Origin of the sequence: Mesorhizobium sp. AA22, from assembly GCF_001672375.2 — a bacterium.
In the GTDB taxonomy this organism is placed as follows: Bacteria; Pseudomonadota; Alphaproteobacteria; order Rhizobiales; family Rhizobiaceae; genus Mesorhizobium; species Mesorhizobium wenxiniae.
This window is the reverse complement of sequence record NZ_CP048406.1, coordinates 390,647-414,148: the sequence shown is the minus strand read 5'-3', so window position 1 is coordinate 414,148 and position 23,502 is coordinate 390,647. Positions and strand designations below refer to the sequence as shown.

At 64.1% G+C, this 23,502-nt stretch carries 19 protein-coding genes; 10 read left to right on the top strand and 9 right to left on the bottom strand.

The annotated features are described in order from the left end of the window. Positions 1-171: 171 nt before the first annotated feature. From A9K68_RS01885 to A9K68_RS01855, 7 genes are all read left to right on the top strand, one after another. Positions 172-2,736: a PAS domain-containing sensor histidine kinase gene (locus A9K68_RS01885; protein WP_065011672.1), complete on the top strand. Its 2,565-nt coding sequence runs from the start codon at positions 172-174 to the stop codon at positions 2,734-2,736. Between the two features lie 8 nt (positions 2,737-2,744). Beyond that, a complete protein-coding gene (tsaE, locus tag A9K68_RS01880; RefSeq protein WP_065011521.1) occupies positions 2,745-4,256 on the top strand; it encodes a tRNA (adenosine(37)-N6)-threonylcarbamoyltransferase complex ATPase subunit type 1 TsaE in 1,512 nt (503 codons plus the stop codon). After that, entirely contained in the window at positions 4,253-5,023 is a 771-nt protein-coding gene (locus A9K68_RS01875) for a nucleotidyltransferase family protein (RefSeq protein WP_065011520.1), read from the top strand. The genes tsaE and A9K68_RS01875 overlap by 4 nt, the downstream gene beginning before the upstream one ends. Then, positions 5,020-8,139: a double-strand break repair protein AddB gene (gene addB, locus A9K68_RS01870; protein WP_065011519.1), complete on the top strand. Its 3,120-nt coding sequence runs from the start codon at positions 5,020-5,022 to the stop codon at positions 8,137-8,139. The genes A9K68_RS01875 and addB overlap by 4 nt, the downstream gene beginning before the upstream one ends. Further along, positions 8,136-11,648, top strand: coding sequence for a double-strand break repair helicase AddA (gene addA / locus A9K68_RS01865; protein WP_065011518.1), 3,513 nt, complete (start codon positions 8,136-8,138; stop codon positions 11,646-11,648). Before addB ends, addA begins: the two co-directional genes overlap by 4 nt. 74 nt (positions 11,649-11,722) lie before the next feature. Then, the gene (trxA, locus tag A9K68_RS01860) at positions 11,723-12,046 is read left to right on the top strand and encodes a thioredoxin (RefSeq protein ID WP_027152031.1); all 324 of its coding nucleotides are present in this window, start codon (positions 11,723-11,725) and stop codon (positions 12,044-12,046) included. 230 nt (positions 12,047-12,276) lie between these two features. After that, on the top strand, positions 12,277-12,558 hold the full coding sequence (locus tag A9K68_RS01855; protein ID WP_065011517.1) for a cupin domain-containing protein: 282 nt from the start codon (positions 12,277-12,279) through the stop codon (positions 12,556-12,558). 415 nt (positions 12,559-12,973) lie between these two features. Here A9K68_RS01855 and A9K68_RS01850 read toward each other — a convergent pair whose 3' ends face one another. The 5 genes from A9K68_RS01850 to A9K68_RS01830 form a co-directional block, all read right to left on the bottom strand. Then, the gene (locus tag A9K68_RS01850; RefSeq protein WP_029347454.1) at positions 12,974-14,299 is read right to left on the bottom strand and encodes a folylpolyglutamate synthase/dihydrofolate synthase family protein; all 1,326 of its coding nucleotides are present in this window, start codon (positions 14,297-14,299) and stop codon (positions 12,974-12,976) included. Between the two features lie 123 nt (positions 14,300-14,422). Further along, positions 14,423-15,349, bottom strand: coding sequence for an acetyl-CoA carboxylase, carboxyltransferase subunit beta (gene accD / locus A9K68_RS01845; protein WP_065011516.1), 927 nt, complete (start codon positions 15,347-15,349; stop codon positions 14,423-14,425). A gap of 94 nt (positions 15,350-15,443) precedes the next feature. After that, a complete protein-coding gene (trpA, locus tag A9K68_RS01840) occupies positions 15,444-16,283 on the bottom strand; it encodes a tryptophan synthase subunit alpha (RefSeq protein WP_065011515.1) in 840 nt (279 codons plus the stop codon). 2 nt (positions 16,284-16,285) lie between these two features. Then, positions 16,286-17,536 carry a tryptophan synthase subunit beta gene (gene trpB, locus A9K68_RS01835; protein WP_065011514.1) on the bottom strand — a complete coding sequence of 417 codons (1,251 nt, stop codon included), beginning with the start codon at positions 17,534-17,536 and terminating at the stop codon, positions 16,286-16,288. A gap of 30 nt (positions 17,537-17,566) precedes the next feature. After that, positions 17,567-18,226, bottom strand: coding sequence for a phosphoribosylanthranilate isomerase (locus tag A9K68_RS01830; protein WP_065011513.1), 660 nt, complete (start codon positions 18,224-18,226; stop codon positions 17,567-17,569). 141 nt (positions 18,227-18,367) lie between these two features. Between A9K68_RS01830 and A9K68_RS01825 the strand changes: the two genes are divergently transcribed. Beyond that, positions 18,368-18,586 (top strand): hypothetical protein, encoded by a 219-nt coding sequence (locus tag A9K68_RS01825; RefSeq protein ID WP_065011512.1) that lies wholly within the window; start codon positions 18,368-18,370, stop codon positions 18,584-18,586. 9 nt (positions 18,587-18,595) lie between these two features. On the opposite strand, the gene A9K68_RS01820 is transcribed toward A9K68_RS01825, so the two are convergent. From A9K68_RS01820 to A9K68_RS01805, 4 genes are all read right to left on the bottom strand, one after another. Next, a complete protein-coding gene (locus A9K68_RS01820) occupies positions 18,596-19,354 on the bottom strand; it encodes a M48 family metallopeptidase (protein ID WP_029347461.1) in 759 nt (252 codons plus the stop codon). A gap of 99 nt (positions 19,355-19,453) precedes the next feature. Beyond that, entirely contained in the window at positions 19,454-19,939 is a 486-nt protein-coding gene (locus tag A9K68_RS01815) for a DUF2852 domain-containing protein (protein WP_065011511.1), read from the bottom strand. A gap of 117 nt (positions 19,940-20,056) precedes the next feature. After that, positions 20,057-21,199: a benzoate/H(+) symporter BenE family transporter gene (locus A9K68_RS01810; RefSeq protein WP_065011510.1), complete on the bottom strand. Its 1,143-nt coding sequence runs from the start codon at positions 21,197-21,199 to the stop codon at positions 20,057-20,059. A 4-nt stretch (positions 21,200-21,203) separates the two neighbouring features. After that, positions 21,204-21,980 carry an alpha/beta hydrolase gene (locus A9K68_RS01805; protein WP_065011671.1) on the bottom strand — a complete coding sequence of 259 codons (777 nt, stop codon included), beginning with the start codon at positions 21,978-21,980 and terminating at the stop codon, positions 21,204-21,206. Positions 21,981-22,190: 210 nt separating this feature from the next. Between A9K68_RS01805 and infC the strand changes: the two genes are divergently transcribed. Beyond that, positions 22,191-22,727, top strand: a complete 537-nt coding sequence (gene infC / locus A9K68_RS01800) for a translation initiation factor IF-3 (protein WP_077374810.1) — start codon at positions 22,191-22,193, stop codon at positions 22,725-22,727. Between the two features lie 127 nt (positions 22,728-22,854). After that, positions 22,855-23,499, top strand: coding sequence for an isoprenylcysteine carboxylmethyltransferase family protein (locus A9K68_RS01795; RefSeq protein WP_065011509.1), 645 nt, complete (start codon positions 22,855-22,857; stop codon positions 23,497-23,499). The last annotated feature ends 3 nt before the right edge of the window (positions 23,500-23,502 follow it).

Sequence of the window (23,502 nt, the reverse complement as noted above, 5' to 3'; positions counted from 1 at the left end):
CTAGATATTGAGGTCGGGCGATTGACTTTTCGCCCGGCTTTATTTTTGCGCTGATTGATTCTTCACGCCGATTCGCGCAAGCGCTATGGTGCTGATTCGCGGGGCCGGGGGACGAGAGCCGACGCCCGCATCAGGGCGGTCTTGCATTCAGGCGGCGAAGAGGACCAGGACATGCCGGGGGATTACCCGCCTTGCGCGGGACAGGCCGTTTCCGGCGGCCACAACGATTCGGTGACCACGGGTTCCGCTGCCAGAGGCGAGAGCCTCTTATGGCGCGCTGGCAGCCGCGTCGGAAAATTGCTTGCTTCTTCCGCGCTCGCCGGTCCGCTGCTTGGCCTTTCGGCACATGCTGGACCCGCTGCTGCGTCCAAAGCCGGCCTGTCGGTCAGCACCGTCGAGGTCATGCAACTCGCGATGTTTGTCGGCGTCATGGGCGCGGCACTTGTCTCAGCCATTTTCCTGATCCGCGAACGAGCGCGCACCTCGGCGCAGAATGTCGAACTCAGAGCCCGCTTGGCCGACGTCAACGCTGCGCTGCAACGCTCCGAGGCGCTGCTCAATCTGCGCGGCCAGCGTGTCGTCGTATGGGCCTCGGAAAACAAGAAGCCCGAGCTCGTCGGGACATTGCCGGTTGAAAGCGGCGCCCCGGAAGACCGTGCCGCCTTCCTCGCCTTCGGCCGTTGGCTGATGCCGCGCTCGGCGGCGGCGCTCGAAAATGCCGTGGCGGGGCTGCGGGAAAAGGCGAAGCCGTTCGATCTCGTCCTTGAATCGCAGGCCGGTGCGCCGCTCGAAGTGCACGGGCGCAAGGGCGCAGCACATGTGGTCGTCCGTTTCGTCTCGCTTTCAGAAACGCAGCGAAGCGAGGCCAGGCTGAAAATCGAGAACCAGCGTCTCGCCGCCGACTATGACACCATGATCGGCCTTCTCAACGCACTCAGCATGCCAGCATGGCTGCGCACGGCGAACGGGCGGCTGAAATGGGTCAACCGCGCCTATGCCAAGGCGGTCGAGGCGGAAAACGCCGAAGCGGCGGTTCGCGATGCGAAGGAATTCTTGGGTAGCCAGGCGCGCGATGCGATCGCTGCACAGCACAAGTCGCATCCCGTCTTCGAGCAGGCGCTTTCCACTGTGATCGAAGGCGACCGCCGCATGTTCGCCGTGACCGACTTCGCCGGCGCGGACGGTTCGGCGGGTCTTGCCTGCGACACCAGCGCCATCGAAACCATCCGTAACGAATATGAGCGGACCGTGCGGAGCCACGCCGACACGCTCGATCAGCTCAACACCGCCGTGGCGATTTTCGATACCGACGAAAAGCTGCGGTTTTTCAACCAGGCGTTCCAGAAACTATGGGGTCTCGACAGCGGCTTCCTGCACAGTGCTCCCGACAACGCTTTGTTGCTCGACCGGCTGCGCAGCGAAGGCAAGATCGCCGAGCAGCCCGAATGGCGGCGCTGGAAGGAAAGCCTGCTTAGTGCCTATCGCGCGGTCGAGTCGCAGGAACATTGGTGGCATCTGCCGGACGGCAAGACCATCCGCGTCGTCGCCAATCCGCAGCCTAAGGGCGGTGTGACCTGGGTGTTCGAGAACCTGACCGAGAAGATGGACCTCGAAAGCCGCTACCAGACCGCAGTGCGGGTTCAGGGCGAGACGCTCGACAATCTTGCCGAAGGCGTGGCCGTGTTCGGCCCGGACGGAAGGCTCAGATTGTCGAACCCGGCATTCGCAGCACTTTGGGGGCTGGACGCCGACGCCGCCAAGCCAAACGTTCACGTCTCCACGATCCGCGATCTGTGCGACCGGCGCGCGCCGGACAGCCCCTGGCGCGGGTTCGTTGCCGCCATCACCGGTTTCGACGACGAGCGCCGCGACCGCCACGGCCAGACCGAGCTGAACAACGGCACCGTGCTGCGCTACGCGATGATCCCGCTGCCCAACGGGCAGGTGATGATGACCTTCGTCGACGTCACCGACAGCGTCAATGTCGAGCGTGCGCTGAAGGACAAGAACGAGGCGCTGGAAAAATCCGACCAGCTCAAGAACGAGTTCGTGCAGCACGTCTCCTACGAATTGCGCTCGCCGCTGACCAACATCATCGGCTTCACCGAGCTTCTTTCGCTGCCGTCGACCGGGCCATTGAGCCAGAAGCAGCGCGAATATGTTGAGCATGTCAGCTCGTCTTCCTCGGTTCTGCTCACCATCGTCAACGACATCCTCGACCTGGCGACCGTGGATGCCGGGATCATGGAGCTCGATATCTCCGAAGTTCACGTCGATCGGACCATCGCTGCCGCTGCCGAGCTTGTCTCCGAACGGCTGGAGGAGCATGCAATCAGGCTCAAGGTCGATGCGGCCACTGCGCCGAAGACGTTCCACGGCGACGAAATCCGCATCCGCCAGATCCTCTACAATCTGCTGAGCAATGCCGCGAACTACGCTCCGGAGGCGAGCACCATCACGCTCGCCTGCCGCTCGCTTGCCGAAGGCGTGGAATTCTCCGTTCACGACGACGGTCCCGGCATGCCGCCGGACCTGCTCGATTCGGTGTTCCGGCGTTTCGAACCGCGCACCAATGGCGGCCGCCGGCGCGGCGCCGGCCTCGGCCTGTCGATCGTCAAGAGCTTTGTCGAGTTGCATGGTGGCAGCGTCCGCATCGAGACCGGCAAGGACATGGGCACAACCGTCATTTGTGCCTTTCCCGACACGCCGTCCGGCATCCGCGCGGCGGCCGAGTAGCGCGCTCGATGGCAGGCGTGGTGCTGGAGCGTTTTCTCGCCGACGAGGCTGCGACCGCAAGGCTGGGCGAGGATCTGGCCATGTCGCTGCGCCCCGGCGACGTGCTGGCGCTCAAAGGCGATCTCGGCGCCGGCAAGTCGAGTTTGGCGCGGGCGCTGATCAGGGCAATGACCGACGATGCCGGACTCGACGTGCCGAGCCCGACCTTCACGCTCGTCCAGAGCTATGAGGCGCGTATTCCCGTCCATCACTTCGACCTCTATCGCCTGTCCTCGGCGTCCGAACTGGACGAGCTGGGTTTTGACGAGGCGCTGGCGCAAGGCGCTGCCCTGGTCGAATGGCCGGAACAGGCAGAGGCCTATTTGCCAAAGACTTCGGTGCTGATCGAACTCGTCCATCAGAACGACGGACGCCTGGCGAGATTGTCGGGACAAGGCGCTGCCTTCGAGCGTGCGGCGCGATCGCTGGCCATGCGCGATTTTCTGAAAAGAGCCGGCTGGGGTGAAGCGCAGAGACGCTATCTTATCGGCGACGCCTCGGCCCGTTCCTATGAGATCGTCTCGCTGGCCGGCCTGCCGCCCCGCGTGCTGATGAACTCGCCGCGGCTGGTGCTCGGGCCGCCGGTCCGCGACGGCAGGCCCTATGCTTTGATCGCCCACACCGCGCAATCGGTCTCGGCCTTCGTCGCCATCGACCGGGCGCTGCGGGCCGGTGGCGTCAGCGCCCCGGAGGTCCACGCCCAGGACCTGGACCAGGGTTTTCTTCTGCTCGAGCATCTCGGCTCGGAGGGATTTCTCGGCCAGCAGGGTCAGCCGGTGGCGGAGCGCTACGCGGCGGCGGCCGAACTGCTCGCCATGATGCATGGCAAGGCATGGCCCGATCGCATCGAGATCGCGCCCGGCGTCTTTCACGACGTGCCGCCTTTCGACCGCGACGCCATGATGATCGAAGCCGAATTGCTGGTCGACTGGTATGTGCCGGCGATATCAGGCGGCCCGGCAAGCGATGCCTTGCGCGCCGGCTATAACAGGGAATGGAATGCGGTCCTCAACCGGCTGGAAGGGCGCGAATACACACTTATGCTGCGCGACTTTCATTCGCCGAACATCATCTGGCGCGGCGAGCGTACCGGTCACGATCGGCTCGGGATCGTCGATGTCCAGGACGCGCTGATCGGCCCGTCCGCCTACGACCTCGCCTCGCTTGCCATGGATGCCCGCGTTACGATCCCGCCTGAGATCGAGCGGCGGACGCTCGATGCCTATATCGCCGCGCGCCATAAGGCCGGCGCTTTTAACGAAGACGAATTCGTCGAAACCTATGCGATCATGGCGGCGCAGCGCAATTCGAAGATTCTCGGCATTTTCGTCCGGCTCGAAAAGCGCGACGGCAAGCCTTATTATCTGAAGCACCTGCCGCGCATTCGCGACTATCTTCGGCGGGCGCTGGCGCATCCAGCACTGGCTGCCCTGCGGGATTTCTATACAGCCCACGGCCTGCTGGAGGAACGGTCGCTATGACGGCACGCCCCAAGATCGCAATGGTGCTTGCCGCCGGGCTGGGAAAGCGCATGCGGCCAATCACCGACACAATGCCAAAACCTCTGGTCAAGATATCAGGCAAGACATTGCTCGACTGGAGCCTGGACAGCCTGGCCCGCGCCGGCGTTGAAAAGGCCATAGTCAACGTCCATTATTTTCCCGAACAGATCGTCGCCCACGTCGCCGCGCGCCGCGCCCCGAAGGTCGTCATTTCCGATGAAAGCGAAAGACTGCTCGATTCCGCCGGCGGTATTGTCCATGCTTTGCCGGAACTGGGAGGGGCTCCCTTTTACATCGTCAACGCCGACACCTTCTGGATCGACAGCGGCGTGCCCGACCTTGCCCGCCTCGCCCTTGCGTGGGACGCGGCGAAAATGGATATTCTGCTGATGCTCGCGGATCCCCAGTCAGCAACCGGACACAACGGCGGCACCGATTTCCTGATGTCGCCGGACGGCGCCTTGCGGCGTTCGAAAGGCGACCCGACAGGCCTGATCTATGCCGGTGCGGCGATCGTCCATCCCAGGCTTTTCAGGGATGCGCCGGCCGGGCCGCATTCGCTCAACGCCTATTTCGATGCGGCCATCTCTGCCGGTCGCCTGTTCGGCATGGTGATGCAGGGCCATTGGATCACAGTTGGTACGCCCGACGCCATTCCGCTTGCGGAAGCGGCCGTCGCCGCCGCTCTTGCTGAGTCATCCAGCGCTTTTACCGCGTTGACCAGCGCCATCACTGAGTTGAAATGAGCGGCTTCCGCCGCGTTTTCTCGATCCCGCCCGGAGCGCCGTTTCTGCCGACGCTGGCCAAGGCCCTGCTGTCAGGGCGGCTCGTTCCCGGTTTCCGCTTCGACGGCGACCCGCTAGCGCTGGCCGACGCCACCATCTACGTGCCGACGCGCCGCGCCGCGCGGGCGCTGCGCGGCGTTTTCGTCGACCGTCTGGGCAGCCGCTCGGCGATCCTGCCGGTCATCCGCCCGCTCGGCGAGTTCGACGAGGACGAGGCCGCGTTCGAGGCCGACGCATCGGCCGCCATTGACCTTGCGCCGCCGATCGCCGCAATCGAGCGGCTGCTGCTGCTGGCGCCGCTGGTTCGCGCCTGGAAACGCCGCCTGCCGGCGCATGTCGCGGCACTTTTCGACGAGGAGATCGTCGTACCGGCCTCCGCCGCCGACGCCATCTGGCTGGCGCGCGATCTGGCCCGGCTGATGGACGAGATCGAGACGGAAGATACGGACTGGACCAAGCTCGCCGATCTGGTGACCGGCAACCTCGCCGGCTGGTGGCAAGTGACGCTCGACTTCCTGAGCATCGTCACCGAAAACTGGCCGAATCTCCTCGAAGAACGCAACCGCTCCAACCCGGCCGCGCATCGCAATGCGCTGATAAGGCTGGAAGCAGCACGGCTGAAGCGCAATCCGCCGGCCGGACCGGTGATCGCCGCCGGCTCCACGGGTTCCATTCCCGCCACCGCCGAACTGCTTGCCGTGATCGCCGGCCTGCCCAGCGGCGCCGTCGTGCTGCCCGGCCTCGACCTGAAGCTGGATGAGCCGTCTTTCGCGGCGATCGCCGCACCTGGCGCCCGGCCGGCCTTGCTTGGCCACCCGCAATACGGCCTGGCAAAACTGATCGGCAAGATCGGCGTGCTACGCGGCGATGTCGGGGAGATCGCCATTGCCGAAAGGCCGCTCGCGCTGCGCGCCGCACTTGTCGGCGAGGCGCTGCGGCCGGCCGAGACCACCGAGCTGTGGGCCGAGACGCGCGCCCGCTTTACGGCCGGCGATATCACCGAGGCCTTCGCCGACGTGACGCTACTCGAAGCCGCCGGCGAGCGCGACGAAGCGGTGGCTATCGCCGTCTCACTCAAACGCGCTGTCGAACAGCCCGGCCAGCGCGCCGCACTCGTCACCGGCGACCGCGCTTTGGCGCGGCGTGTCTCAGTCGAGCTTTTGCGGTTTGGTGTCGTCGCCGACGATTCAGGCGGCACCCAGCTCATCAACACGCCAGCCGCCGGCCTGCTCAGGCTGGCGCTTCAGGTCGCGTTCCGGCCCGGCGACCCGGTCGCTCTGCTGTCGCTGCTCAAGCACCCGCTGCTTGGCCTCGGCCTGAAACGCACAAGCGTCCGTCACGCGGCGAAGATCGTCGAACTGGTGGCGCTGCGCGGCGGCACCGGCCGCCCCGACGTCGCCTCGCTGCCGGTGCTATTCGAGGCCCGCCTCACCGGCCTGGGCAGCACCCGGCCGCCCTTCTGGTTTTCCCGCCTGACTGTGCGAAACATCGAGCGCGCCCGCGAATTGCTCGTTCGCCTTGCCGATGCTCTGGCGCCGCTAACCGCCTTTCGCAGTCAAGCCGAAGCCGATCTTGCCGAATTGACCCGGGCCAGCGTCGTCGCGCTCGAAAGTCTTGGCCGCACCGCGGATGGCAGCCTAAGCGAGCTCTATGCCGGCGATGCCGGCGAAAAGCTCGCCGAGCTCTTGCGCGGGCTGATCGCCGCCTCGGCGTCGCTCTCCTTCGCGGCGGACGAATGGCCCGACGTGATGGAGGCGCTGATCGCGCCCGAAACCGTCAAGCCGGCTCAAGGGACCGACAGGAACATCGCCATCTGGGGTGCGCTGGAAGGCCGGTTGCAGAGCGTCGACACGCTGGTCGTCGGCGGGCTTAACGAAGGCGTATGGCCGCGCAAGCCGGAGGGCGACCGCTTCATGTCGCGACTGATGAAGACCGGCATCGATCTCGAACCGCCCGAACGGCGCATCGGCCTGGCTGCCCATGACTTCCAGATGGCGATGGGAGCGAAGAACGTGGTGTTGGCGCGCTCCGCTCGCTCCGGCGACGCGCCGGCGGTGCCATCGCGCTGGCTGCAGCGCCTCCTGACGTTCATAGGTAAGGACCACGCGGCGGTGCTTCGTCGGCGTGGTGATGAATTTCTGTCCTGGGCCCGTGCGCTCGATGCCGGCGAAAGGAGAGATTTCGCGCCGCGACCGCAGCCGAAGCCACCGCTGACGGTGCGGCCGCAACATTTCTCGGTCACCGAGATCGAGACGCTGCGGCGCGACCCTTACGCGATCTATGCCAGGAGGATCCTCGGCCTGATGCCGCTCGATCCGGTCATCCGCGACCCGGGCGCCGCCGAGCGTGGCACGCTGTTTCACGCCATCCTGCATCTCTTTTCGCGGACAGTGGCCGACCCGCTTGTGTCGGAGGCGCTGGACGGTCTTATCGCCGCCGGCCGCGCATGCTTTGCCGAGGCGGCCCTTCCTCCCGATGTCGAGGCGGTGTGGTGGCCGCGCTTCGAAAAGCTCGCCGCCGGCATCATCGAATGGGAACGCGGCCGCGCCTTCGCCGTGACAATGCGACATGCCGAAGAGCGCGCCGAGAAAACCGGCGTCGGCCAGTCGGGCGTGACGCTGTCCGGCTACGCCGATCGTGTCGATCTCCTGGCCGGCGGCATGGCCGACATCCTAGATTATAAGACCGGCTCCTCGCCATCCAAGGCGCAGGCCCATACGCTGCTTTCGCCGCAATTGGCGCTCGAAGGCGCGCTGCTCAGGCGCGGCGCCTTCAAGGGACTCGCTGCGCGCGAGCCGTCGCAGCTAGCCTTCATCAGGCTGAAACCGAACGGCGAGGTGTTCGAGGAATCCATCCTCGAATACAACCGCAAGCCGCGAACCGCCGCCGATCTCGCCGAGGAGGCCTGGGCACGGCTCGAAAAACTGCTGATCCACTATGCCGACCCGACGACAGGCTATCTTTCGCGCGCGCTGCCGTTCCGCGAGGGCGAGACCGATGGCGACTACGATCATCTCGCCCGCGTGCTCGAATGGTCCGCCGGCGGCGACGCCGACGACGAGGGAGGGGAGGCATGAAGAAGGCCTATCCAATCCCGACCGATACCGCCGCCAGCCAGGCCAGCGCCTCGGACCCGCAAAATTCCGCCTGGGTTTCGGCCAATGCCGGATCCGGCAAGACCCATGTGCTGGCCCAGCGCGTCATCCGGCTCTTGCTGCGCGGCACCGATCCGTCGAAGATACTGTGCCTGACCTACACCCGCGCCGCAGCCGCCAATATGTCGAACCGGGTGTTTTCGACGCTGTCGGAATGGACGGCACTTGGCGACGTCGAACTGGCGGCAAGGGTTGAAGCGCTGGACGGTCGCCAGGCCGATCGCGAAACCATGCGCCGCGCGCGCCGGCTGTTCGCCGAGGCGCTCGAGACGCCGGGCGGGCTGAAGATCCAGACCATCCACGCCTTCTGCGAATCGGTGCTGCACCAGTTTCCGCTGGAGGCCAACATACCGGCCCATTTCGAAATGCTTGATCCGCAGATGGAGGCGTCGCTCTTCGCCGCCGCCCGCCGCGACATGATCTCGGGCACTGCCGCCGGCGATGCGGGACTGGCCGAGGCTTTCGCCACCATTCTGGAACGCGGCGGCGAACATGGGCTCGACGCCTTGCTGGCCGAGATTGTGCGCAAGCGCGACGGCTTGCGCGCCTTCATCAGCGCTGCCGCCGATGATAGCTTCCGGGCGCTGTTCGACGAGTTCAGGTTTCGCGCCGGCCTGACCGCCGAAGGCCTGGCGGCGTCCGTCTGGCCGCTGCCGGGCTTCCTGCCGGACTATTTCGTCACCTTTGCCCGCGCTGCCGAAGCCGCCGATGCCCGCATCGTGCTGAACAATTTGCTGCCCTACGCCCATCTTGCCTTCGCCGAGGATGATCCGGTTCGCCGGCTGCAATTGCTGGCAAAAGCCTTCCTGCGGGCGGATGGCGAGCCTTATGAGCCGGCAAAGACGTTCAAGAAGGCGTTGCTCGACCGATTGCCGGATCTTGCCGAGCGCTATCTCTCGGCGGCCGATGCCATCCTCGAAATCTCCGACCGGCTGGCCTTGTTCAGGATGGTCGAGGGCACACGTGCCGCGCTGACCATCGCCGACTGGCTGATCGCCCGCTACGAGCATTTGAAGCGCGCGCGCGGCTTCCTCGACTTCAACGATCTCATCACCCGAACGGTCAATCTCCTGGCGCGGCCCGATGCCGGTCCATGGGTTCAATACAAGCTCGACCAAGGCATCGACCATATCCTGCTCGACGAGGCGCAGGACACCAGTCCCGACCAATGGGAGGTGGTGAAGCGGCTGGCCGAGGAATTCTTTGCAGGGCTCGGCGCGCGCGACACGGTTCACCGCACGGTCTTTGCCGTCGGCGACGAAAAACAGTCGATCTATTCCTTTCAAGGAGCGGCGCCCGACTCCTTCGCCGACTCAAGGCTGCTGTTTGCCGGAAAGGTGCGCGACGCCAACGCCGCCTTCGCCGATCTCAAGCTGACCTGGTCGTTCCGCTCGACCGACGACGTGCTTGCGGCGGTGGACCGTGTCTTTGCCGACCCGGTCGTGCGGCGCGGCATCAGCCACGATCCCGACCCACTGAACCACAAGGCGATCCGCACCGATGCGCCGGGCTATGTCGAGGTCTGGCCGTCGATCGGTGCCGACGTCGTTGACGAGCCCGACGACTGGACGCAAGCCGTGGACCACGCTCATGCGCCGGCGGTGCGTGTTGCCGAAAACGTCGCGGCGACCATTGCCGGCTGGGTCGGCGCCGGCGAAATCATCGAAGGCCGCGGCAAGAAGCTTCGGCCAGGCGACGTGCTGGTGCTGGTGCGCAAGCGCGATCGCTTCGTCCATGCGCTGACGCGCGCGCTGAAGCGCCGCGACATCCCTGTCGCCGGCGCCGACCGGCTCAGCCTGCCCGGCCATATTGCGGTAAAGGACCTGATCGCACTCGGCCACTTTCTCGTCCAGCCTGAGGACGATCTGTCGCTTGCAGCCGTGCTGCGCAGCCCGATTTTCGATGTTTCGGAAGAAACGCTTTTCGCGCTTGCCGGCGAGCGGCCGTCCGGCCTCTCGTTGATCGCCTCGCTCAGGCAGCATGCCGGTGAAAGTGCTGCCTTGGCCGCAATCGCTGCCCAACTCGACACTTGGTCCGATGAAGCCGCATTCAAGCCGGTGTTCGAATTCTATGCCGGGGCTCTCGCCCGCGACGGCCTGAGCAAGAAGATGATCGCGCGGCTCGGGCCGGAGGCCGGCGACATTCTCGACGAGTTCCTGAGCTTCTGCCTAGCCGAGGAACGGACCGGCCTGCCGGGACTGGAATCCTTCCTGTCGACGCTGGAAAATGCCGGCCCCGAGATCAAGCGTGAAATGGACCAGACCCGCGACGAGGTTCGCGTCATGACCGTGCATGCCGCCAAGGGCCTGGAGGCGCCTGTCGTGTTCCTAGTCGATGGCGGTTCCGCCCCGTTCAGCGACCAGCATCTGCCCAGACTGATGCCGTTCGAAGGCTCGGGCGACCATTGGGACGGCAAGGGCTATCTCTGGCGCTCGGCCAGCGATGTCGCCAATGGATTTTCGCGGGCCGCTTCGGTCCGCGCTCGCGAGCTGGCAGACGACGAATACCGCCGGCTGCTCTATGTCGGCATGACCCGGGCCGAGGACCGGCTGATCGTCTGCGGCTATCACGGCAAGCGGGCACCAAACGCCGGCACCTGGCATTCGATCGTCAGCCGCGCGCTGGTCGGCGCCCCCGAAAGTGCTGAGCGGCAGCACCCCGCCACCGGCGAGACCGTGCATCGGTTTCACGTGACAAAATTGCCGCCGGTCGGACATGCGGCTGCCGAAGAGGCGCGGCAGACGACACAGTTCGAGCCGTTGCCGAAGAGCCTGTTCCAGCCTTTGCCGCCCTTCGAGGATCTGCCGCGGCCGCTGTCGCCGTCCGGCGCCTCCGCGCTGATCGACGAGGCCAAGCAAGCGGTGATCGACACGGGCTCGCCGGTGCTGGACACCGAGGCGGAGCCTGGCTTTGCCGTGATACGCGGACTGGCGCTGCACAAGTTGCTGCAGATGCTGCCGGGCATTGCGGAGGCCGAGCACCGCGATGCCGCGGAACGCTATCTCAAGCGCGCCGGCGCGCAGTGGCCAGAAATCGAGCGCGACAAGGCCTTGGCCTCGGTGGCGACGATCCTTGCCGACAGCCGTTTCGATCAGCTGTTTGCGCCCAATTCACGCGCTGAAGTAGCGGTCATGGGCAGCCTCGAGGTCAAGGGCAAGCTGCGCTCGATCTCCGGCAAGATCGACCGGCTGGCGGTCACGCCAGACAGGGTGTCGATCGTCGACTACAAGACCAATAGGCCGGCGCCTGCAACCTTGGCGGACGTTCCATCGGCCTATGTCCTGCAACTCGCTCTCTATCGCGCGCTGCTTCAGCCGCTTTATCCCGAGCATGAGGTCTCGGCGGCGCTGCTGTTCACTGAAGCGCCACGATTGATCGAGCTGCCGCCGGCGGTCATGGACGACGCTCTTGCCCGACTCACGGGAGCGTGACACAACAGCTGCTTGAAGAAGGGCGCGACCACCACCACATTTGGTGCGACAATAACTCACGAAAGGATTTTCGCATGGCCACCGTCAAGGTCGACAAGAGCAATTTCCAGACCGATGTGCTTGACGCCAAGGAGCCCGTCGTCGTCGATTTCTGGGCGGAGTGGTGCGGCCCCTGCAAGATGATCGCGCCGGCGCTGGAAGACATCGCCATTGAACTCGGCAGCAAGGTCAAGATCGCCAAGCTCAACATTGACGAGAATCCCGAGCTTGCGGCGCAGTTCGGCGTGCGCTCGATCCCGACGCTGATGATTTTCAAGGGCGGCGAAATGGCCGACATGAAGGTCGGCGCCGCACCGAAGACGGCGCTGTCGCACTGGATCAACGGCAATCTCGCCTGATCCGACCCTGAATCTTTGCAATCAAGCCCGGCCTCGCGCCGGGCCTTTTTTTTGTTGGCGTTATTCACAGCGCCGCGCGTCCCTCTTGGACGCGCAAAGGACGCTGTAGCACTCGATCTTGCGCATGACCCCGGAAATCGAATCCGATTTTCTGGGTCATGCGCTGGTCCGCCCTGGCACTCGCCACTTGCGGCCCCATGTTCTTGTCTGGCTTAAAGCAGGAGAACGACATGACCGGATCCGCCAAGGCCACCGTCTTCATCGACAATGAGCGCGTTATCGTCACCGAATACCGCTTCGCGCCGGGCGACAACACCGGCTGGCATCGTCATGGCCATGATTATGTGATCGTGCCGCTGATGGACGGCAAGCTCAAGCTCCTGACCAAGGACGGCGAATCCTTCGCCGAAATGAAGAAGGGGGCGCCCTATTTCCGCAAGGAGGGCGTGGAGCATGACGTCATCAATGCCAATGAGGGCGAGTATGCCTTCATCGAGATCGAGCTGAAGTAACGCGGGAGCAGGCCCTCGCAACATCTTGCCGACAGCGCATGGCGGGATCAGATGCCAAGCGGAGAATCAAGAACGCAGGCTTTGACGAGGGCTATCCAGCCATGCTTGTTTCGCAGCTTTGCGGCCGGCGCTGTCGAGACGGATCTCAACCTCGTTCTATGGAAATAGGGCGATGATCCTCCGTGGCTCGCGCCGATCGACGACGAAGGCAGACTGTCGTGAGAAGCGCAATGACTTGGCAATCGCTCCCGCGTTCGAGAGCGTTCAGCTTTCGATAGAACCACCGAAGCCGCTCTAAGTATTTGTTTTACGCAATTCCCTAGGGAAAGCGCGACGCGCTTTTCCCGGGAAAACCGCGACACACTTTTCCTGGAATTGTTCTGGCCACTTGGTACCGGAGGTCCGGCAGAATAGATCAGGTCGGCGGTGTGCCGTTTTCGGCCAGCACCGCGCCGGCCAGATAGAGCGAGCCGCTGATCAGGATGCGCGGCGGCGGTCCGTCCCATGTGTCGCGCAGCAGCATCAGCGCATTGGCGACGGAGCTCACCGGTTCGGCCGACAGGCCGGCCTCGACGGCGCGGATCGCCAGTTCGTCATTCGGCACGCTGGCCTCGCTGAGGCTCACCGGCACCGTGTAGACATGCCGCACCAGCCCCTTGAAGGCGCTGAAATAGCCGCTCTGGTCTTTGGTGTTGATCATGCCGGAAATCAGGAACAGCGGCCGCGGGTTCTTTTCCTCCTGCTCGGCAAGTGCTTCGGCGACGACCACGCCGGCGCCCGGATTGTGGCCGCCGTCGAGCCAGATGTCGGCGCCCTTCGGCGCCAGTTCCGTCAACCTGCCTTGCGGCAATTTCTGCATCCGACCCGGCCAGGTGACATTGGCCATCGCCTTGTCGGCGACGCGATGGCTGATCTCGAAGCCCGCCGCCTTGACCGCCGCAATCGCCGCCGCCGCGTTGGCGAACTGGTGGCGCCCTGGCAGCCGCGGCGGCGACAGGTCCATCAGCCCGTCTTCGTCCTGATAGACCATCCGGCCGTTTTCCTCGAAGGCGAGGAAATCCTGGCCATAGACGAAGGCGGGACAGTCGAGCCGCTCGGCGGTTTCGATAAGCACCTGCAGCGCCGTTTCGCTTTCCTGCGCGCCGATGACCACCGGGCAACCGCCCTTGATGATGCCGGCTTTTTCGGCGGCGATCAGTTCGACACGGTCGCCGAGAAAGGATTCGTGGTCGAGCGAGACCGGCATGATCACCGACACCGCCGGCTCGCTGATGACATTGGTGGCATCGAAGCGGCCGCCAAGGCCGACCTCGATGATGACGGCATCTGCCGGATATTCGGAAAACAGCAGGAAGGTGACGGCGGTGAGGATTTCGAAGACGGTGATCTTCTGGCCTTCATTGGCTTTGGCGACGCGGGCGATGGCGTCGGCGAAGACCTTATCCTCGACCAGCCTGCCGCCGCCGTCGGCGGCCAGCCGGTAGCGCTCATGCCAGTTCACCAGATGCGGCGATGTGTGGACATGGACGCGGTGGCCGGATGCTTCCAGCAGCGCCCGCGAAAACGCGGCGCAGGAGCCCTTGCCGTTGGTGCCGGCGATGTGGATGACCGGCGGCAGATGGTCCTGCGGATTGCCCAGCCGCTCCAGCAGCCGCGAAATGCGGTCGAGCGAAAGATCGAAGCCTTTCGGATGAAGCGACATCAGGCTTTCGATTTCGCGGTCGGCGGCAAGCGTGGTCATGGGAGAATCCTAGCGCATGACCCCGAAAATCGAAATCGATTTTCGGAAAGGATCATGCGCGAATCAAGATGCTACAGCGCCACAGATGGCGCGCAATCGCGGTTCGCGACGACGGATGTCGCGTCAGGCTTGCGGGCGTGCTTCCGCCGGGAGCGCCACCGGCGGCAGAATTTCCGGTTCCAGCGGCTTTTCTTCTTCCGGCAGCTTGAGCAGCATTTTCAGGAGCCGCGCGATCGTCTGGCGCATCTCCAGCCGCGACACCACCATGTCGACCATGCCGTGCTCCATCAGATACTCGGCGCGCTGGAAGCCGTCGGGCAGTTTTTCCCTGATGGTCTGCTCGATGACGCGCGGCCCGGCAAAACCGATCAGCGCGCCGGGCTCGGCGATGTGCACGTCGCCCAGCATGGCGTAAGAGGCGGTGACGCCGCCGGTGGTCGGGTTGGTCAGGACGACAATATAGGGAAGACCGGCTTCCTTCAGCCGATCGACGCCGATCGTGGTTCTCGGCAATTGCATCAGCGACAGGATGCCTTCCTGCATGCGGGCGCCGCCGGAGGCCGCGAACAGGATCAGCGGCCGCTTGCGTTGCACAGCGACCTCAAAGCCACGAACGATAGCATCGCCGGCTGCCATGCCGAGCGAGCCGCCCATGAAGGCGAAGTCCTGCACGGTCACCACCACCGGCAGGCCCTCGACGGTCCCCAGCGCATTGATGATGGCGTCGTCCAGCCCGGTCTTGGCCTTGGCCTCCTTCAGCCGGTCGGTGTAGCGCTTCTCGTCGCGGAATTTCAGTGGATCCTGCACCATCTTGGGGTTTTCGAGCATCTCGTACTTGCCGTCGTCGAAGAAGAATCTCAGCCGCTCCTTGGCCGAGATCTTCATGTGATGGCCGGAGGACGGGATGACGAACTGGTTCTGTTCCAGGTCCTTGTGGAAGACCATCTCGCCGGTCTCCGGATCCTTGATCCAGAGGTTCTCAGGCATGTCGGTGCGCCGGCCGAGCATCGAATTAATCTTCGGGCGAACGTAGTTGGTGATCCAGTTCATCGCTTCGGCTCCTGTCCTGACGAAGAGTTAGACCATGGACTCGAAAAGGGGAAACCGGTTTTCGGTGGATTCATGGTCAACCAGAAGATCAAGACTATTCGGCGGCAGCAAGGCGAGCGGTACGCACGCCTTGCGAAAGCCCGCTGACCAGCGTGGCGACCGCCTCGGCCGGATCGGCGGTCTTTTCGCCCTTCGGCCCCAGAACATTGGCGACCGCATTGACGATCGCGGTGCCGACGACGACGCCGTCGGCCGACGCCCCGATGATGCGTGCCTGCTCGGCGGTCTTTACGCCGAAGCCGACGCAGACCGGCAGGTCGGTATGCCCCTTGATGCGCGTGACCGCCGCCGCCACCTTGCCGGTGCCGGCAAGTGCCGAGCCGGTGATGCCGGTCATCGACACGTAATAAACGAAGCCGGAGGTGTTCTGCAGCACCTTGGGCAGGCGCTTGTCGTCGGTGGTCGGCGTCGCCAGCCGGATGAAATTGATGCCGGCCTTGAGCGCCGGAATGCACAATTCCTCGTCCATCTCCGGCGGCAGGTCGACGACGATCAGCCCGTCTATGCCGCTGGCCAGCGCATCCCTGAGAAAGCGGTCGACGCCGTGGATGTAGATCGGATTGTAGTAGCCCATCAATACGATCGGCGTTTCATTGTCGGCGGCACGGAATTCCGACGCCATCTTCAACGTCTTGACCAGGGTCTGGCCGCCTTTCAGCGCGCGCAGGCCGGCGGCCTGGATCGCCGGGCCGTCGGCCATCGGATCGGAAAACGGCATGCCCATTTCGATGATGTCGGCGCCTGCCTTGGGCAGTGCCTTCATGATCGACAGGGCGGTGTCGTAGTCCGGGTCGCCGCTCATGAAATAGGTGACGAGCGCCGGGCGGCCCTCGGCCTTCAGCTTGGCCATGCGGCGGTCGATGCGGGTGGTCATGATCAGATCTCCATGCCCAGCATATTGGCCACCGTATGCACGTCCTTGTCGCCGCGGCCGGACAAATTGACGATGACGATCTGGTCCTTGTCCATGGCCGGTACGATCTTCACCGCATGCGCGATGGCATGGGCGGATTCGAGCGCCGGGATGATGCCTTCGACGCGTGTCGTCAGCTGGAACGCCTCCAGCGCCTCGTCATCGAGGATTGGCACATAGTCGACGCGGCCACTGTCGCGCAGCCAGGAATGCTCCGGTCCGACGCCCGGATAATCGAGGCCGGCCGAGATCGAATGCCCGTCCATGATCTGCCCGTCGGCGTTCTGCAGGAGGTAGGTGCGGTTGCCGTGCAGCACGCCGGGCGCGCCGGCGCTCATCGAGGCGCAATGCTCGATGCCGTCGAGGCCGCGGCCGCCGGCCTCGATGCCGATGATGCGAACCTCTTTGTCGTCGAGGAAGGGATGGAACAAGCCGATGGCGTTCGAGCCGCCGCCGACGGCGGCGATGATCGTGTCCGGCAGCCGGCCTTCCTGCTCCAGGATCTGGGCGCGCGCCTCGGTGCCGATCACCGACTGGAAGTCGCGCACCAGCTCCGGATAGGGGTGCGGGCCGGCGGCGGTGCCGATCAGGTAATAGGTGTCCTCGACATTGGTCACCCAATCCCGGAGAGCTTCGTTCATGGCGTCCTTGAGCGTGCCGTGGCCGGCGGTCACCGGCCGCACCTCGGCGCCGAGCAGCTTCATGCGGAAGACGTTCGGGCTTTGCCGGGCGACGTCGGTAGCGCCCATGTAGACGACACACGGAAAGCCGAAACGCGCCGCAACGGTGGCCGACGCCACGCCATGCTGGCCGGCGCCGGTCTCGGCGATGATACGCTTCTTGCCCATGCGCTTGGCCAGCAGAATCTGGCCGAGGCAGTTGTTGATCTTGTGCGAGCCGGTGTGGTTCAAATCCTCGCGCTTGAAGTAGACCTTCGCGCCGCCGCCCAGGCCCTTCGCCGAGGAAACCTCGCGAAGATGCCTGGTCAGTCCTTCGGCGAAATAAAGCTTCGAGGGCCGCCCGGCATAGTGGGTCGAAAGGTCCGTCAGCTCGGCCTTGAAATCCGGGTCGTCCTTAACCTCGTTCCAGTGCCGCTCCAGGTCGAGGATCAGCGGCATCAACGTTTCGGCAACGAAGCGACCGCCGAAGATGCCGAACATGCCTTGCTCGTCGGGTCCGGTGCGGAAGGAATTGGGTGTCGCCGGCCTGTTCATCGCCGATCTCCTAGCTTGTGGTTTGATCGGTCAGGCGGCGCGGTTGTCGCGCGCTGCCCTGACGGCCCGGAAAAACTGTTCGATCAGCGCCGGATCCTTGACGCCCGGCGCGCTTTCCACGCCCGAGGAAATGTCTAGTCCGGGCGGGTTGGCAAGCCGAAGGGCATCGCCGATATTGGCGGCGTTGAGTCCACCGGAAAGCATGTAATCGACGCCTGCGTCAAGGTCGGCCAGAACGCGCCAGTCGAAGGCAATGCCGTTGCCGCCCGGCAGTTCCGAACCCTTCGGCGGTTTGGCGTCGAACAGGAAACGGTCGGCAATGCCGACGAGGGGTCTTATCCGCTCCAGGTCGGCAGTCTCGCTGACCGGCAGCGCCTTCATCACCGGCAGGCCATAGCGGGCCTTGATCTCGGCCACCCGCTCCGGCGTTTCCGAGCCATGCAGCTGCAGCATGTCCGGGCGCATTTTTTCGACGATTTCATCCAGAAACGCATCGCCGGCGTCTACCGTCACGGCAACCGCCTTGGCCATGCCGACTGCCGCTTCGCGCAAGCGGCCGGCTTCCGCCGGCTCGACATAGCGCGGGCTTTTGGCAAAGAAAATAAAGCCGACATGGCTGGCGCCGCCGGCCAATGCCGCGGCCAACGCCTTGTCGGTCTTCAATCCGCATATCTTGATGTCGAGCGTCATGACGCGGGGATTGGCACGAAACGGCAAAAGAGTCGAGAAAAAGCATCCTGTTTGCCGCCAGCGCGGAACGCGCTACCTATCTAGATAAGAATGCGGAACGCGCTACCTTACTTCAGGCAGCACAGGCGGGAGCAAACAAGCATGGCAGACCAAACCGTCGCCCAACTCAGGCAAAAGCTCGCGCAGGCCCGCGAGGTCATCGCGCATCTGATGGACAAGGCCGCCTTCAACGGCGCCGAGGCACACCGCGCGCTCGACTATTTCAGCAACGATGCCTTCGAGAAGAATTTCTTGCCATGGCCGCGCCATACCGACGAGGGCTTGCGTCCTGAAGAGCTCAACGCTGCCAACGACGACTGATCGGGCGATCTACTCGAACATGATCGCTTGCAGCGCGCCGCCATTGCGCTTGAGCCAATCCTTGCAGCGCTCGGTGTCGGGACAGAGCTGCTCGCACAATTTCCAGAATTTTGGGCCGTGGTTCATCTCCTTGAGATGTGCCACCTCATGCGCGACGAGGTAGTTTATGACCGGTCGCGGCGCCATCATGATGCGCCAGGAGAACGACAGGTTGCCGTCCGACGTGCACGATCCCCAGCGGCTCGACGTGTCCTTGAAGCGGATTGCCTTGGCGCGCTTGCCGACCGCCCCGGTATGCTTGACCACCAGCGCCTCGATTTCGCGCTTGGCTTCGCGCTTGAGAAAATCGGCGATGCGGCGCGGCAGGTGCACACGATCGCCATGCACGATCATCAGCGGACCGCGTTCGTCGCGCGACAGCGTAACGGTCCCGCGTTTCGAAGGCTCATGAACGATGCGATGCGGCACGCCGCGCACCGGTATCTTGATGCCCGGCCGCACCTGCGGCCGGTTGGGCACCTTGGCCAGCCGCTGCTCCAGCCAGTCCTGATGGCGATCGAGAAATTTTTCCACTTCGCCTCGGCGCAGGCCCGGCGGCACGGTGATGCGCAGACCACGGCCGCCGGAATCGATGCGCAGCGTCAGGCGCCGTGCCCGGTCGCTCTCGACGATCTTCAGCGGCAGCGTGCGGCCGGCAACACAATGCTCCCGCTCCACGACGGGGGCGGGCCTGGGTTTGGTCAGGTTGCGGAAGAAGCCGAATGACATGGCGGGACGATACGTGATTCGAGGAAAACGAATAGAACATAAAAGAAACGGCGCCGCTGACGCGACGCCGTTCTGATTATTTATATCAGGCCAAGTGCCTTACTCGTCCAGTAGGCCTGGCGTGGATTTGCCACCGTTGCCAGTCCCCGTCGAGCCGGTCGATCCACCAGTTGCAGGAGATGTCGGCTTGTTGCGGTTCGCCATGAAGCGATCGAACTCTTCCTGGTCCTTGGCGCGACGCAATTCCCTGGCATATTCGTCGAACTCGCTCAGCATCTCGTCGAGCTTGCGGCGCTCTTCATTGAGCCGCTCGAGTTCTTTTTCGCGCCAGTCGTCGAAAGCGACGTTGCCGGTGCGGGCGGAGCCGTGGCCCCAGCGCGCCGCTCTGTCGGAACCGCGGCGGCAGCCGGCGAAGATGCCATCGGTCGCGCGGTTGACGTCGCGCTTGAAGCCGTCAAGCCGGTCGCCCCAGATGATGTAGGCGAGCATGGCGAGGCCGAGCGGCCAGAACACCATGAAGCCGATCACCATCAGTGCGATGGTCGCCGGCGTCCAGGCCGGACGGATCAATGCAGATGTGTTCATTTTCTCCCAATCCTTCAGTTGGAGACAGCCAATCCCGGCTGCGTGGAATCGAAATGGGATGGGAAAAACGGCGATTCAAGACAGTGCCGGCCAAAACCGGACAACCGGCTGAAATGATTATCGCTTTTTGAGGGTTTCGAGGAAAAGCACGACCAAACCGGCGATCAGCCCCCAGAATGCCGCGCCGACGCCGAAAAGCGTCAGCCCCGAGGCGGTGACGGCAAAGGTGACGGTGGCGGCCATGCGTTCGCTCTCCTCCTTCAAGGCAATGGACAGCGCGTTGGTGAGCGGCGCCATCAGCGCCAACCCGGCCACCAGCACGATCAGGCTCTGCGGCAGCACGGCGAAGATCGCCACCAGCGAGGCGCCGAAAATGGCGAAGACGAGATAGGCAAGCGCGTAGAAGAGGCCGGTCTTCCAGCGCTCGCCCGGATCGGGATGCACATCGGGGCCGGTGCAGATCGCCGCCGAGATCGCCGCCAGATTGGTGGTCGAGGCCCCGAACGGCGCCGACAGCAGCGAAAGCAGGCCGGTGACGCCGATCAGCGGGCCAGGTTCCGGGTGATAGCCTGCGGCCCTCAGCACGGCGAGGCCGGACAGGTTCTGCGAGGCCATGGTGACGAGATAAAGCGGCAGCGCCAGGCCAATGATCGCCGTGACGGTGAACTGCGGCGCAATCAGCGTCAACGTCGAAAGTTCCGGGGTCGGCAGGCCACCGACCCGGCCGGTGAGGAAGGCGGCAGCGCCGCCGCCGACCAGCACCGCCAGCACCGAGAGCGCCGGATTGAACAGGCGGATGACAAAGAAGGCGGCGATCAGCGGCAGGATCAGCCACGGGTCGACGGGAATGGCCTTCACCGCATTGATGGCGAAGGTGACGACGATGCCGGCCAGCATCCCCGACGCGACCGAGGCCGGTATCCTGGCGATCAGCTTGGTCAGAGGCCTGAACAGGCCGGTGGCAATCAGCAAAATCCCGGTGACGATGAAGGCGCCGACGGCTTCGCCGATCGAAAAGCCGCTCGATGCCGCGATCAGCGCCACCCCCGGCGTCGACCATGCGGCGATGACCGGCATCCTGGTGTGCCATGACAGCCACAGGCTCTCGATCGCCATGGCGAGGCAGATCGCCGTCACCCAGCTCGCGGTTTCGACCTGCGTCGCGCCGACCGCCTTGGCGGCGGCGATGACGATGGCCAGCGTGCCGCCGAAGCCGACAATCGCCGCGACGAAGGCGGATACCGGAATGGAAATGCGCATGTCCCTAGCCTGCCTGCCGCACCATGGCGTCGACCGCCCGCACCAGCATGTCGAGATCCTGAGGCCGCGACAGGCGGTGGTCGCCGTCGGGGATCAGCGACAGCGTGACGTCGTCGGCCGGCAGCAGGCCGACCAGTTTCAGCGCATGGCTCGGCGGCACGTCGGCATCGGCCAGCCCTTGCAATATGTGGACGGGGCAATGGGTGTCGATCGGCCCGTTCATTGTCAGGTTGTTGCGGCCGTCCTCGATCAGCGCTCGGGTGTAGATGTAAGGCTCGGCCGAATAGTCCGACGGCTCCGCGAAAAAGCCCTTCTTGGCAAGATCGCGCTTCTGCGCTTTCGTCAGCGCCGGCTCGACCAGCTCTGCGGTGAAATCCGGCGCCGGCGCCAGCAGCACCAGGCCGGCGATGCGGTTCTGGCCTTCCTTGTGCAATTCTTGGCGCAATTCCTGGATCATGCGCAGCGCGATCCATGCGCCCATCGACGAGCCGACCAGGATTTGCCTGCCTTGCGTGAAATGGCGGAAGACAGCGAGGCTTTGCGAAAGCCATTTCGAGACGGTGCCGTCGGCAAAGGCGCCGCCCGATTCGCCATGACCGGAATAGTCGTGGCGCAGGAATGCCCGGCCTTGCCCGCTCGCCCATTCCGCCAGCTTCTCGGCTTTGGTGCCCAGCATGTCCGACTTGTAGCCGCCGAGCCAGACAATGCCTGGCGCGGCACCCCCAGCGCGCCTGACAGCGATGCTGGTTCCGTCGACATCGAGAAAAACCGGTGCGGTCACGGCGAACTCCTCACGCAAGTCTTTTGACACAGCTGGCGGTTCAACGAAAAGTGCTCGGCAAGTTTCTTCGTTTGGTACAGGCAGAAGTCAGGCAACAGGTGATTTCCTGTGAACGCTGTGCTATTGACTCCGGCCGCGCGCTCACCACATTGGCGCGTTCGCAATCTGAATTGAAAATCCTGAACGAAACGGCTCAAGGAGACCACGACCATTCGCAGACCTTTCAAAGCAACGGCGCCCACCAAGGAGGGCCCGCGCTCCAACCGTGACATCCGGGTTCCCCGGGTCCAACTTATCGACGCCGAAGGCCACAACCATGGCGATGTCTCCATCAATGACGCATTGCTGCTCGCCGAAGAGGCTGGGCTCGATCTGGTCGAGATATCGCCCAACGCAGTGCCGCCCGTCGTAAAAATTCTCGATCTCGGCAAATTGAAATACGCCAACCAGAAGAAGGCGGCCGAGGCGCGCAAGAACCAGAAGGTCATCGAGATCAAGGAGATCAAGATGCGCCCGAACATCGACAGCCATGACTACGAGACCAAGATGAAAGCGGTCCGGCGGTTTTTCGAAGAAGGTGACAAGGTCAAGCTGACATTGCGCTTTCGCGGCCGCGAGATGGCGCATATGGAACTCGGCATGCAGCTTCTGAATAAAGTTCGTGAGGAAGTGGCGCCCATCGCCAAGGTCGAAGCCGAACCGAAACTCGAAGGCCGCCAGATGATGATGGTGCTAGCGCCCCGCTAAGCGATCCCGTCGAAAGCAAAGGCCGCTTCGGCGGCCTTTTGTTTTGTTTTGTCTTCGCCATGATTTCTCCGCAAGTTGCATCGACAAGGATTCGGGTTGCCGGTCCTCGCGGCGAAAGGATTGTCTCATGGCCGCTGCGGCACGTTCTCCGATTGAACAGTCGTTTGACGAAATGGGCCGCTATCAGCGGCGCCGGCGCGTCCTGCTGGCGCTGCTGATCGGTGCTTTTTGCGCTTTGCTGATCTTCGGCGGCTCCACGCACGATGAACTAGGCCACGAACGCATAGAGGGGCAGTACGGGATCGCCCTGATACTGATCGGGATCGGCGGCCGGCTCTGGTCGATCCTCTATATCGGCGGCCGCAAGTCGGCCGAAGTGGTTGCCACCGGGCCATATTCGGTGATGCGCAACCCGCTGTATTTTTTCTCCACCGTAGCGGCCGCCGGCATCGGCGCCCAGACCGGCAGCGTGATCGTCTCGGTGGTGTCGGCGGTTTTGTGCGCGGCCGCGTTCTACATCGTCACGCTGCGCGAGGAACGGCATTTGACGACCGTGCTCGGGGCGCCGTACAAGGATTACATCGCACGGGTGCCGCGGTTTTTTCCCAATCCGCTGCTTTTTCGCGATCAGGCCGAGGTCACCTTCACACCGCGCATCTTCAATCACACGCTGCGCGACGGCTTGATGTTGCTGGCTTCCATACCGTTTTTCGAACTCATCGAGTCCGGACAGGAAAGCGGTGTAATTCCCGTCCTCTTCTGGCTGTATTAGTTG

Excerpts from the sequence above, each read along its gene's own strand:
- A9K68_RS01885 (WP_065011672.1), top strand. The coding sequence starts at position 172 with ATGCCGGGGGATTACCCGCCTTGCGCGGGACAGGCCGTTTCCGGCGGC.
- tsaE (WP_065011521.1), top strand. The coding sequence starts at position 2,745 with ATGGCAGGCGTGGTGCTGGAGCGTTTTCTCGCCGACGAGGCTGCGACC.
- A9K68_RS01875 (WP_065011520.1), top strand. The coding sequence starts at position 4,253 with ATGACGGCACGCCCCAAGATCGCAATGGTGCTTGCCGCCGGGCTGGGA.
- addB (WP_065011519.1), top strand. The coding sequence starts at position 5,020 with ATGAGCGGCTTCCGCCGCGTTTTCTCGATCCCGCCCGGAGCGCCGTTT.
- addA (WP_065011518.1), top strand. The coding sequence starts at position 8,136 with ATGAAGAAGGCCTATCCAATCCCGACCGATACCGCCGCCAGCCAGGCC.
- trxA (WP_027152031.1), top strand. The coding sequence starts at position 11,723 with ATGGCCACCGTCAAGGTCGACAAGAGCAATTTCCAGACCGATGTGCTT.
- A9K68_RS01855 (WP_065011517.1), top strand. The coding sequence starts at position 12,277 with ATGACCGGATCCGCCAAGGCCACCGTCTTCATCGACAATGAGCGCGTT.
- A9K68_RS01850 (WP_029347454.1), bottom strand. The coding sequence starts at position 14,299 with ATGACCACGCTTGCCGCCGACCGCGAAATCGAAAGCCTGATGTCGCTT.
- accD (WP_065011516.1), bottom strand. The coding sequence starts at position 15,349 with ATGAACTGGATCACCAACTACGTTCGCCCGAAGATTAATTCGATGCTC.
- trpA (WP_065011515.1), bottom strand. The coding sequence starts at position 16,283 with ATGACCACCCGCATCGACCGCCGCATGGCCAAGCTGAAGGCCGAGGGC.
- trpB (WP_065011514.1), bottom strand. The coding sequence starts at position 17,536 with ATGAACAGGCCGGCGACACCCAATTCCTTCCGCACCGGACCCGACGAG.
- A9K68_RS01830 (WP_065011513.1), bottom strand. The coding sequence starts at position 18,226 with ATGACGCTCGACATCAAGATATGCGGATTGAAGACCGACAAGGCGTTG.
- A9K68_RS01825 (WP_065011512.1), top strand. The coding sequence starts at position 18,368 with ATGGCAGACCAAACCGTCGCCCAACTCAGGCAAAAGCTCGCGCAGGCC.
- A9K68_RS01820 (WP_029347461.1), bottom strand. The coding sequence starts at position 19,354 with ATGTCATTCGGCTTCTTCCGCAACCTGACCAAACCCAGGCCCGCCCCC.
- A9K68_RS01815 (WP_065011511.1), bottom strand. The coding sequence starts at position 19,939 with ATGAACACATCTGCATTGATCCGTCCGGCCTGGACGCCGGCGACCATC.
- A9K68_RS01810 (WP_065011510.1), bottom strand. The coding sequence starts at position 21,199 with ATGCGCATTTCCATTCCGGTATCCGCCTTCGTCGCGGCGATTGTCGGC.
- A9K68_RS01795 (WP_065011509.1), top strand. The coding sequence starts at position 22,855 with ATGGCCGCTGCGGCACGTTCTCCGATTGAACAGTCGTTTGACGAAATG.